Source organism: Nostoc sp. UIC 10607 (assembly GCF_047228265.1).
Taxonomy (GTDB): domain Bacteria; phylum Cyanobacteriota; class Cyanobacteriia; order Cyanobacteriales; family Nostocaceae; genus Nostoc; species Nostoc foliaceum_A.
Genome location: NZ_JBIQNW010000117.1, coordinates 1 through 11303, shown reverse-complemented (window position 1 = coordinate 11303; position 11303 = coordinate 1). Strand labels below are relative to the sequence as shown.

Genomic DNA, 11303 nt, shown 5'->3' with positions numbered 1-11303 from the left:
GATCGACAGAGTAAGACTTCATTTAAAAGTATTTATATTTTAATCTAGTGTACCTCATAATAGACGCAAGTGCTGTATCAACCAGGACAAAAGCTTTTAGCACCATAAATTTATGGTGTAACACGAGTTTATTTGGTTGAATTATGGTTGACACCAATATATTAAGGCGAGTAGTATTAAATGCCAACAGGTGAGCGCAATAACAACAAGGTAGATTTACAAATGAAGATTAAAATAGATGTTACTCCGGTAGCATCTTTCCGTTGGAATGAAGAAAACGCTCAGAAATTAAGAGAATTAAGGGAAAAGGCTGGATATAGCCGGAAAGCACTATCAGAGATAGTAGGTATATCTGCTACTTACATTCAGCAATTAGAAGCTCCACATTTGTTTGTTAATCGTCCTAAAAAGCCGAAAGAAATAACTGTTAGTACCGAAATCCTACAAAAGCTTTGTGTTGCATTAAATGGTGACGTATCTTCTTTAATTTGGGATATAAACTGCACTGTGCAATAGTTGCGCTGCGTTATAAAAAAGTATTGACAAATTACAGGTATGCGTTATAAAATACTAAATATAAGGGTGAAGGAGAGTAAATCACCAGCACCCCGAATACCAAAGACTTACAAACTAAATCAGTTAAATCGAGTTACTGATACCAAACCAATAAAACTAATAGCCGCCGGGACTAGCAGCCGGAAGCCTTAAACTTGTAATGGTCAAGCCGCCGTGAGATGATTCCGATGACCTACCACGTCTAAAAACTGGTTGAACAAAACTTCAATCCTCCCAGAATTAAGGCGATTATTACTCCTCAGTATATAATCGCCTTTTCAATTGTTTCCACATGGCTGTACAGAGGGCACGATAAATCCAATATCTTCTCTACAGCTTAGTGCTGTCTGGTGTTATGACATCAGTTAATACGCTTTACCCTTGAACACTTTTATAGAACCCATTTGATATCTATACAGGAGCGCAATCGAATTTGGCTGAACTACGAGCTAAGTTACAAATTTTATAGATTGATCGTCAGGATTTTTTTCTTGCTTTTTTTGTCGCTCAACACGACTGTATTATAGGGTAATGTATCCGTTCCCAACGGAATTGGCAGCCTAAAACTGGGGCTTTTATGATCGAGTTCGCCTAAATCAATGCTTTTCGTTATATCGCCATCTGTTGCAAGATTTGCGGTAAGTTCGCCTTTATAATCTTCAATTAAAAAGTCTCTAAAGAAAACGACTTCCCCAGCATCAGGATCTATCCCAAGGATGACCGTACCTCTGAAAGTTGCGCCTTTTCGTTCTTCATCAACCGTTGCCATTGTGATTTCCGAGGGGTCTTGACCGGACATATCTGCCATAAACTTTTTTCTCTTGCGAATTCTCAACAATTGAAAATGATTTTACAAGAGCGCTATGGGCGATCGCAAAACTCTCAGGACGTATTTCTGCATTGAGTTGATACAAGATACCATCTAAGATTTGTCGCTTTGTCCACTTTGGTAGTCTGGCTTGCTTTTTCTGCGGCAATAGTGGTTCAATGATTGCCCACTATGAATCGGTTAAGCTGCTGGAGTACGGCATTTTTTTCTCATTTTACCCGTTCTTCCAAGATACCAAATGGGTTCTATAAGGCTTCGCCAAATCTAGATTGAGAGTGTTGCGCTTTCAGCACAACAAACTGACTAATAAAAACAGGACGATCGCCGCACCTTGGAAAGTCTGCGATCGCCCTTTTACCCATTTAGAGGTATTTCTAATGATTACACAAGTTTCAGCCCCTGCGCCAACAAAAGATCCGCTAACCACACAGGATCGCCAAATTATTGCAACCATCGTCAATCAGTCGGACTACTCCAAAAACTGCAAGCCCGAAGATGTAGTAACTATCTGGATCAACAGTGATGATATCGTGTGGGTAAAAATGATCCACGGCTATGCTCGATACCACAAAGAGTCTTTCAAACGCGCTGTTGCAGAAGTTAAAGCGAGTCTTTCTGCTCCAGTAAAGTGCAATCACAAAGAAGAAAGGGAATTGAAACAAGCTTCTGAGAAAATTGGCTTGTTAGGTGATTGTGACTGGTTATCGTTGAGCGTCCAATACTATCCTGATAAAGTAATCGGTCACGCTGGTTGCTACACTTCGCAGAAGCCTCAACTATTAACCCCACCGGCTGAATGGGATTTTACACTGCCGAAGTGGAATATGCCTGCTGCGATCTGTCCAGACTGCGAAGGTCATGGGTGCGGTAACTGTGGGTATCGCGGTACTCGTGCAGAAGACTTGTGTACGCCAGTAGACAGCTACCGACTAACTTATGTAGGACGCACTGACCTCCAGACGGCTCACAATGTATATCTAGATGGTGAGTTTTTGGGCATACTCTTCAAGGTCAGAAACGCTGAGGAAGTCTGGGAAAACGACCTCAAGACATACTACTGACGCTGTGACGATGGCATGAAGTATTGGAGTGTGAAAGAAGCTGTAGAGGTTCTATCCAGAGCAACTGCTCCGATTGAACTGCCGCAAGTTTGTCGGGAGTTGGTAGCGGCGTAAGTGAAATGGTGGGTATTAAAACCCACCATGCAACCATAACCAATCCTTGTAAAATAAAATACAGTTCGTCTTTAAAACATGAGTAGCAAGCCTTACGATCAGTTTTCTAAGGAATTATTAGAGGAGTTGTTGTCTCCTTTAGGTAGAGTAGAAGTTAACAAACAAGTAACTGATGAAACCAGATTTGTTGACGTTTTGTTTACAAGCACACCAACTGCCCAAGCTCAAAATCTTGGATTATTGGGCAGAATCGCTGTGTTAAATACGGCACTTTTGGAACCATTCCGCAATCAACCAAGTAGATCAGAGGTACGTAACTGTTTTCTGAAACTGTTCACCGTGATTGCAGACTCACAACGTAAAGCCAAGCGAGAGAAAACCAGTTTACCAGAAGATAGTTTAGCGCGTTTGTGGATTATATCGCCTAGCGCTTCAGCCTCTCTGTTGGAGGATTTAGAGGTTAAACTAGATTTAGAAAAGTGGAGCAGGGGAGTTTACTTTTTCCAGAAATGTTTTAGGGCAGCACTAGTAGCGGTTAACGAGCTACCAGTAACAGAAGAAACATTATGGCTAAGGATTTTGGGTAGAGGCGAAACGCAACGTACTGCCATTGATGAATTGCTGGCATTACCTGAAAGCAACCAATTAAGACAAAATACTCTCAAACTGATTACTAATTTGCGGGTAATTATAGTTCAACAGCAAGAAACTTTAACAGAAGATGAGCAGGAATTAATCATGAATTTGTCGCAAGCTTACCAGCAGTGGGAAGAAACTACTAAACAGCAAGGAGTGCAACAAGAACGCCGTCAAGTTGTAGAAAACTTGTTAAGATTCAGATTTGGTTCTGTGGATGAAGAACTCTCAAGAGTAGTCGAGAGTTTATTGCAGTTAACACCAGAAGAATTTACTCCCCTATGCCTTGAATTATCTCGTGAAGATTTGCTAGCAAGATTTAATTCACATCAATAATCTGTACAGGGCAAATAATGAGTAATAAAAAGCGCTTTTGTGAAATCAAGAGCGCTATTTTATTGGCTCTACGCTTCACGTATCACAATTAAACGGCTTCGCCAATGCAAAAGTGAAAATGCTTTTGGTACAAACAAATGAACCCTCAAGAAACATCGGATTTACTTGCTGCTTTGATGCGCCAGGAAGAATTGCTCAAGCAGTTAGTTGCAGCAATCAATAAGCCGAAATTAGGATTGCACAGTGAAGCTGGCAATTGCAAGATATATTGTAATCGCCAGCACGGAGGGCTATGGTACACACTAAATGGTGAACCGAGTGATGTCCCTCAAACTGCCTTAACTGGATATCTTAAAGAACTGCGGTTTGAGAATACAGAACGCCGCAAAAAAGAAACCTGCAAGTTGCTGATAACTATCCAAGCAGACCGGACGTATATCTTAGAATCAGGCTACGATACTCATTTCTCAAAGTGCATACTTGCGGCGATCGCAACTTTGACCCCAGAACAATTGTATTCTCCCATCACACTACAGCCGCAGGCGGGAACGACAGATGAAAACGTGTTGTTCTGTCGGGTATGGGTAGAGTCAGAATTAGTCATGGCATCCTACAACGAGCAAAGCGACTGGCGCGAGATCAGCAAGCAGGCAATTGCTGTAACCAAAGCTGCGGCAGAAATGGTGTTCTAACTTGTTGTAAACAGGGTTTGGACAACTGTAATTAGAAGTTGCTCAAACTTTGTCTACAGCTAATGAAGAAGGGGAATGGGAAAAGGGAAAGGGGTAAAGGTAAAAAACTTACTTTTCTAAGGATGATTTAATTCATAAATCCCTTTCCCTTTCCCCTTTAACCTTTCCCCCTCTTTTTGCTGTCTACTAGTTTGCCAATAACAAGAAATGACAACAACAATCGTTCACCCCAATATCGAAAACTTACAGCAGTTTTCTGACTTGTTCGACATTGAGAAACTATTGCAATCTGAGGGAGTTCTGCCGTGGCTTTTAGCAAATGGCTGGAACTACAGCGATGAATCCTGTTTGATTGCAAACATTGTTGATGAGTCTACAAGCCTTGATGAAGTTTGGGACTCAGAGGAGTTTGATTTTAATGCTCTGCCTGATGAATCAAAGGAAAAATTGAATCAGATTATGCGTGAAAAACTCTACAGTCAGGCTGATTAAATCTGACTGTAGAGAAAAATCGATTCCACGATAAATTATGGCACACTTCACTGCTACTAAGATGGAAACAAATTTGATTAAAGTGTATGACGCGACACTGTTAAGCTCATCCAAAGTTTACCAAATCAACGGTACGCTTTCCCGATATTTAGGCGATGCAGGTACTATCCAACATCCACAGTATCTGTTTCTACCTCTGCCAAATCAAAGAAAAAAAGCCAGCTTTCGGCTAAATCGAAACAAACTCATGACTCGCTGTTATGAAGTCGAAGGTATGGTTTATAACAAGCCTGTGGCACAGGATAATTCACAACAACTTCAGCTATTTTAAGCCATGTCCATACATAAACCACCAGTCATTAAAAGACATATTAGGCTACAAAAAAGCTCTACAAAAGTAATCTATAGAGCTACTACAGACATTCGCTCTCTTGAGAAATCACCACAAAGAAAGCTTCGCTTAATCGACAGTGAAAAATAATGATTGAGGTCAATAATCATGGTACAAGCAATTGACAACCCTATTGCTGCAAATTTCCTGACTGATGCAGTAGTCGAGCGCCACAATTTCTCACAGTTAAATAAAACTCGCATTCGCTTCCGTATTCAACTAAAGAAAAGTACAAAATCTGCCGCGCCTAAATGGGCAGATGTGCTAAAAGCTGAAGTCTCTGAAATTGAATCAGACCTCGTTAAAGTTACTAATTCCGAAGTTGGTTTACGGGGTATCAAAGTATTTAAGAAGTTGGATGAAGCTGCTGCCCAATTAAGGCAAGAAATTGCTTCGGTTCAAGAGTGGATGTCTGCTGATACTGGTGATTGGATTTGTCCGATTGATTTAGCTCCACTCGTGTGGAATCAATTAATCAACATCAGAGATAATATCGCCCCTGGTTTACGCAATCAATTAAAAGTTGATTACGAAGCAGGACTCGAAGATTACCAAGAGCGAATTGACCAGTTTCTCTCACTTAATACTTGGGAATTAGCACAGGATAAGCAAGAGTCAGTCAAAGCCAACTTGCTAAGAGCATTTCCGACTCTGACCGACCTTGAAGATTATTTGCAGGTCGTTATTGGTCGTCCGGTAATTATCCCGGCACTGGCCGAACAACTGAACCAGCAGCAAGCCGAATGCCTTGACCAAATTACGCGATTCATCCAACAGTATGACCAGAATCTGGAGCAAAGGCTACGGGAATCAGCGATCGCTCGCGGTGAACAACTCGCCGGGCAACTCCTTGAAGAATTGAGCGACTGGGAGCCAGGACGTAAGCCAGTACAGTTCAAAAAAAAGATGGAAAAACACCTGATGAAAGTGCGGGTGTTACTGGCAAATGCCTCACCTGAAGCAGGCAGCAGTTTAGAACAGATGATGGCGCACTTAGATTCCATTGTCACCGACCCAGCGATTGAGTCGAAGAATCTGGGTTCAGATACGCGCAGTCAATTACAGCAAAAAATGCAAGAGATCCGCACCAAGTTGTTAGATGAACAACGCAATCTACAATCACTTGCGACTGACGACGTGGGCTTATCGAAAGCTACCGTGATGTCGTTTAAGTTCCGGTAAAAAACAGTCTTGGGCGAGAGTGCATTCGCTCAAGACTAAATACCTTAAACGAAAAATGCATATACACCTCACAAAGAATACCGCACTTTTACCACTACAGGAAGAAAATTCTCATGTCACACTTCTCAACAGTTAAAACCAAGCTTACTAACCGTGAATGTCTGGTACAAGCTTTACAAGACTTGAAACTGAATCCGCAAGTACATGAAACAGCACAATCACTAAAAGGATACTACGGTAGCTCTCAAGGACAAAGTGCTGAAATTATAGTTTCTGGTCGCACCATAAAAGCCCGTGCAGACATCGGATTTAAATGGAATCAGTCAAGCGGCGTGTACGAGATAATACACGACAGTTACGAAACAGTTCCGAAGTTGGGCAAAGACTTTTTCAGCAATAAACTAATGCTGGCTTATGGTAAGCATTTGGTTCGTGTCAAAGCTGCCGAGTTACAAGAGCAATTTGGGGAATGTGCGATCGCTGAATCAACCAACGGCACTGTGCAAACTCTACGCCTTACCTTTGCCGGACATCAGGAAGTTCAACAGTATGTGAGGAGATAAACATGGAACGTTCAATACTGATTCATTTCGACAGCGCTACAGGTGAAGTTCGAGTGGAAGCGGAGGGGTTCGAGGGATTGAGTTGTTTATCGGCTACGCAACCATTTGAAGAAGCACTTGGAGTTGTCAGCGAGAGCGATCGCATTTTCAAGGATGAAGCTCAAACTCAACAACTTCGGACAACTTCAACTCACTCTATTCGCTTACGGCAGTAAATCAGGGAAAAGGGGAACCGCGACGATTGGGTTCCCCCAAGAAATATTTATGTACCTACCTAAAGAGTATCCTTTCATCCACATTTACGCCCAGCAAAAACCACGCCAGCCTGTGATCATCAAAGCGAATACTGAAGGGTTGTGTGTGCTGCTGAATGCAATAGTAACAGCGATTGCCTACCAAGAGAACAACGGTACAGCAGAGGTTTTCGACGGCGATGCCAAAGTTTATGAAGTAGTCGTGAGACTTGTTAATACTCACGATGAATTAGCTCCACTACCTTATGAGATTGAAAAACAATGAACCTCTCAAATCTTCTCTCCACACTCGATTCACAAATTCCCATCGCTGCGGTTGATGTTCTATCGCCTGATGAAGCGACGATTATTCAGTGGCTGACTGCTGAAGCTAACAATAAGCTCTCATGTCCAGTGTTCTTCTGGAATCTGGGAGTATTAACCTTGGAGCAATGTTTAATTGCAGCAGATGGAGGATTGGTGTTTAAGCCAGTTGCAGAGTACAAAAGACCACAACACGCTGATCCACTACTATTCGTATTCGACTACATTGCTAACTTTAGTGGGAATGGTGTATTTATCCTCGGAGATATTCACCCCTTTATTGCTAAGAACTCACCCCAATTATCATGGGAGATTTTAAGCAAGGTAAAAAACCTTTACCACAGGTTAAAACCTACAGATAAACGCATTGTCTTGTTGGGTCAGAACATACAATTACACGAATCCCTAGTCAGATTGATTCCTTATTGTGAAGTCCCTTTACCGAGTATTGACCAAATACTTGAGCATATCACTTCTTATTTACATGATCTACAACAGTCTGCTATTGAACAGGAATTGACTTTTACTGTTACGCTTGAAAATCCTGAAAAAGAAACTCTTTCTCGTGCAGCACTGGGTTTAACCCTGGAGGAGATTAGCGACTTCCTTCGGTTAACAGTCAAAGAAAACTTAACTAATGATGGTGTCGTCGTTGGCGCTGATTTTATCCCCAAAGCCGTCGAATACAAAACTCGGCTACTCTCTCAAATGGGTATCGAGTTGGGCAAACCTGCGACAATCGCATTCGGCGGTTTGGATCTACTGCGCGAATGGCTGACTCGTCGGCGGCGGCTATTCACACAAGAGGCGCGAAGTCTTAGCTTACCCCAACCAAAAGGTGTGCTACTGGCAGGGCCTCCAGGTACTGGAAAATCTCACTGCGCCAAAAACATCGCTAGCATACTCAATCTACCACTTCTGCAACTCGATATTGCGTCCCTTTTGGGCAGTCTGGTAGGTGAGTCTGAGGGGAATGTCAGACGTGCTTTGAAAACTGCCGAGGCGATCGCACCTTGTGTCTTGTTTGTAGATGAAGTAGAAAAAGCACTGTCAGGTCAGGGCGATACAAGCGGTGTTTCTCAACGCATCTTGGGTACTTTGCTTACGTTCATGGCTGAATGCACTGCTGGGGTGTTTATAGTTGCAACCTGCAATGACCCATCAGCACTACCAAGTGAATTTAAGAGGAAAGGAAGATTTGACGAATCTTTCTTTGTTGATCTTCCTACAGAACCGGAGCGTGTACAGATTCTGGCGATTCATCTACAACGCTTTGGCATTCATCTGGAATCGGAGTATTTGGAGGCGATCGCAGCCTCGACCGCGAAATTTTCCGGTGCTGAATTGGAAACGCTAGCATCTGAAGCTGCTCTGCTGGCATTCGATGAGGATAGACCGCAGCAGGTAACACTTGCTGATCTGGAAACCTGTCGTCAAACCATTACCCCGCTTGCGATTCAGGACGCTGCGGCAGTTGAGCGGATGCAGTCCTGGGCATCAACCGCACGACGGGCTAGTAGTCCTGTACAAGCGACGAAAACTCAGTTTCTCAGAACTGCCAAATACAGAAACATGAACTGATGAGAAAGCGATTGTCTCCTGATTCTACAGGGGCGATCGCTCTTTTAGGTTTGTAGCGATCGCGTTCAGTATATCTATCTCAGATGGGGCAATGCCCTGAAGTTAGGAAATTGACAGGGTAAGAAAGATGGAAATCTATTTAGTCTTTGTTGACGCAATTCAAAACAGCAATAAATTCTGGGCGGCCATTGTCGAAGATAGTAACTTAACAGTGCAGTGGGGCAGAGTCGGTTATCAAGCGCAAACGAAAGTCCATACATTAGCCAATCATCAAAAAGCCGTTAGCAAATTCAACAATCTGGTAGCAGAAAAGAAATCCAAAGGTTACAGCGAAAGTCAACCAGAGATTGATGCTAACCGTAGTGTTGCAGACATTAGACGAGCTATTCAATTATTGAATATTATCCGTCCTTGTATTGCTAATAGGATTTTTCACGATGGCTATATTAACGCCCTAAATGAATATCTGAAAATAGTACCAACACCTTTAGGGATGCAAATTGACTACCACAGAGTTTACCGCACAGTAGCAGATATTGACTATCAACAAGAGTTACTCAATTCTCTGTTAACGACACCTGCACCACAAGTTGCTGCGGTGGCTGTTGGTCATGCCCCTGAAGCAACAACAGAAACAGCAGTTGTCAGTCTTAAGACTATCAGTAAGAACTTCTGGCGACATTTGTAAATTACCTTGTCGTAAAGTATTGCAGCCAATTTACTATAGCGATGCGGATTGATTGAAGAAGAATTCAGCTATTCTGAATAAATGCGTCAGTAATCTTTCAGTGGCGGGTCATAACCCTCCACTGAATTGTTGCACCAAACTTATCTTCGATGCGATCACTTTGGCATAATAGAGCCGATTTGAAATGCTAAAGGCATCGCTTGAGAATAAAAAAGAAAGGTTGAGGTATGTTTTTATAATCCATAATTCCTAATACAGTATTTTCATCTACTTTTCTGAAAGAATCATTGATTGGCAAATAATCATAAATCATTGTAGCAGTCACTTTTCCTCTATACTCCATCATCCGCAGTCTGGCTTGACTTTTATCGGTTTTCAGTAAAGAATTAATTGAGATCAGCAATGGTTTGAGAGAATTATTTTTGGGGATCGGCAATTTTAAAACCCAGTTCATTAAAGTGGGGTTAGGCGCAACCTGGAAAATTTTTTCCTGACCATCTAAAAATAATAACGGATGAACATTTTCAGAATCTATAAATTCCTTTCCATACCAATTGGAAATTTCCAATAACCCATCCATTGGATGATTTGTATGCAGTCCAGACCCTTGCCAACGACCAAACATAAAGCCTAAATTTACGGGTTCAAGGGTGTCAAACAATTTTAAAGCTTTTTCTGTCGTAGTTTTACCCGTTTTCAGTATCAACTGAGAATTTTCTAATGTTTCCATTGTTACTGTCCTTATATCTGTAAGCTGATCGAAGGCGTTGCCTCTCGTTCACGAAGTGTCTCCGATAGGAGAAGAGAAGGTATCGCTTGCCTCTAATGGAAAATGAGTATCATAATAGGCTCACTAATCTCATCTTATGTAAGTGCTGTATAAATTTTAGTTATACTCGCTTGATTTTTCAGGCGTTGTATTTTTTGAGAATACTACACTTAACCAATTGAATACGAGCGTTATTTTCTTCGCCTGTCTGCTTTACTACAAAAGTGGGAAGAAGTTTCAATAACATTAAACAGCAACAAGGATTAGCACTCAAACTGGATGGAAGTAAAAGGCAGCAGCCAATACAGCATAGGTTGCTAGCAGCAACATCCCCTCTAACCAGTTAGAGCGACCATCCAAACTAATTAAGTTGGCAATGACCACTGCAATGATCACTGCAACAACTTCAAACAAGTTAAAGTTTAAGTCCATTGGCTGCCCAATCACCTGCCCAACTAGTACAAGGAGCGGCGCAACCAACAAAGCAACTAGTAGACTTGATCCCATTGCTACAGATACTGCCAAATCCATATTGTTTTTAATCGCTACTCGGACAGCAGTTACATATTCAGCTGCACCTCCAACTAGCGGTAACAGAATTACTCCGGTAAACAAAGGTGTCAATCCTAGTCCTTTTGTTGCCTCTTCAACCGCACCGACAAAAATCTCAGACACGAACGCTATACCAATTGTTGCTACAAGCAAAATACCAACCCAAAGGCTCAAGTTTGGCAAAGAATGTTTATCTTGCTCTGTGAGCTGGTCTTCAGAAACCTTATTTTCTAGTTCTACAACCCCAACATCGTATAGGTAGCTGTGAGTCTTCAAGGAGAATAACAGCGTCAAACCATAAACTA

At 42.0% G+C, this 11303-nt stretch carries 16 protein-coding genes; 12 read left to right on the top strand and 4 right to left on the bottom strand.

All coding sequences use genetic code 11. The features are described 5' to 3' along the window. Positions 1-180: 180 nt before the first annotated feature. Positions 181-516, top strand: coding sequence for a helix-turn-helix domain-containing protein (locus tag ACEYW6_RS34800; protein ID WP_190900474.1), 336 nt, complete (start codon positions 181-183; stop codon positions 514-516). 502 nt (positions 517-1018) lie between these two features. Here ACEYW6_RS34800 and ACEYW6_RS34795 read toward each other — a convergent pair. Together ACEYW6_RS34795 and ACEYW6_RS34790 are read right to left on the bottom strand one after the other, a co-directional pair. Next, entirely contained in the window at positions 1019-1324 is a 306-nt protein-coding gene (locus ACEYW6_RS34795) for a hypothetical protein (protein ID WP_242059415.1), read from the bottom strand. Continuing rightward, complete coding sequence (locus ACEYW6_RS34790; protein WP_199345078.1) at positions 1311-1532, bottom strand: hypothetical protein; 222 nt, start codon at positions 1530-1532, stop codon at positions 1311-1313. The genes ACEYW6_RS34795 and ACEYW6_RS34790 overlap by 14 nt, the downstream gene beginning before the upstream one ends. Before the next feature lie 127 nt (positions 1533-1659). Between ACEYW6_RS34790 and ACEYW6_RS34785 the strand changes: the two genes are divergently transcribed. The 11 genes from ACEYW6_RS34785 to ACEYW6_RS34735 all read left to right on the top strand — a co-directional run bounded on the left by ACEYW6_RS34785 (position 1660) and on the right by ACEYW6_RS34735 (position 9677). Next, positions 1660-2445, top strand: coding sequence for a hypothetical protein (locus tag ACEYW6_RS34785; protein WP_412983382.1), 786 nt, complete (start codon positions 1660-1662; stop codon positions 2443-2445). A 192-nt stretch (positions 2446-2637) separates the two neighbouring features. Then, positions 2638-3531, top strand: coding sequence for a hypothetical protein (locus ACEYW6_RS34780; protein ID WP_412983381.1), 894 nt, complete (start codon positions 2638-2640; stop codon positions 3529-3531). Between the two features lie 137 nt (positions 3532-3668). Continuing rightward, complete coding sequence (locus tag ACEYW6_RS34775) at positions 3669-4223, top strand: hypothetical protein (RefSeq protein WP_190900477.1); 555 nt, start codon at positions 3669-3671, stop codon at positions 4221-4223. Positions 4224-4430: 207 nt separating this feature from the next. Further along, the gene (locus ACEYW6_RS34770) at positions 4431-4715 is read left to right on the top strand and encodes a hypothetical protein (protein ID WP_190900481.1); all 285 of its coding nucleotides are present in this window, start codon (positions 4431-4433) and stop codon (positions 4713-4715) included. 37 nt (positions 4716-4752) lie between these two features. Beyond that, complete coding sequence (locus ACEYW6_RS34765; protein WP_390625541.1) at positions 4753-5046, top strand: hypothetical protein; 294 nt, start codon at positions 4753-4755, stop codon at positions 5044-5046. A gap of 168 nt (positions 5047-5214) precedes the next feature. Beyond that, complete coding sequence (locus ACEYW6_RS34760) at positions 5215-6288, top strand: hypothetical protein (RefSeq protein WP_412983380.1); 1074 nt, start codon at positions 5215-5217, stop codon at positions 6286-6288. Positions 6289-6401: 113 nt separating this feature from the next. Further along, positions 6402-6851 (top strand): DUF1257 domain-containing protein, encoded by a 450-nt coding sequence (locus ACEYW6_RS34755; RefSeq protein ID WP_190900485.1) that lies wholly within the window; start codon positions 6402-6404, stop codon positions 6849-6851. 2 nt (positions 6852-6853) lie between these two features. Next, positions 6854-7066 carry a DUF2997 domain-containing protein gene (locus ACEYW6_RS34750; protein WP_190900487.1) on the top strand — a complete coding sequence of 71 codons (213 nt, stop codon included), beginning with the start codon at positions 6854-6856 and terminating at the stop codon, positions 7064-7066. A 49-nt stretch (positions 7067-7115) separates the two neighbouring features. Then, entirely contained in the window at positions 7116-7370 is a 255-nt protein-coding gene (locus ACEYW6_RS34745; protein ID WP_190900489.1) for a hypothetical protein, read from the top strand. After that, complete coding sequence (locus ACEYW6_RS34740) at positions 7367-8989, top strand: AAA family ATPase (RefSeq protein ID WP_190900491.1); 1623 nt, start codon at positions 7367-7369, stop codon at positions 8987-8989. The genes ACEYW6_RS34745 and ACEYW6_RS34740 overlap by 4 nt, the downstream gene beginning before the upstream one ends. A 127-nt stretch (positions 8990-9116) precedes the next feature. Further along, positions 9117-9677 carry a WGR domain-containing protein gene (locus tag ACEYW6_RS34735; protein WP_412983379.1) on the top strand — a complete coding sequence of 187 codons (561 nt, stop codon included), beginning with the start codon at positions 9117-9119 and terminating at the stop codon, positions 9675-9677. A gap of 187 nt (positions 9678-9864) precedes the next feature. Here the strand turns inward: ACEYW6_RS34735 and ACEYW6_RS34730 are convergent, their stop codons facing one another. Further along, the gene (locus ACEYW6_RS34730; protein WP_412983378.1) at positions 9865-10407 is read right to left on the bottom strand and encodes a DUF4334 domain-containing protein; all 543 of its coding nucleotides are present in this window, start codon (positions 10405-10407) and stop codon (positions 9865-9867) included. A 309-nt stretch (positions 10408-10716) separates the two neighbouring features. Then, positions 10717-11303 (bottom strand): calcium/proton exchanger (gene cax / locus ACEYW6_RS34725; RefSeq protein ID WP_412983377.1); only part of this gene is annotated, 587 nt, incomplete at its 5' end.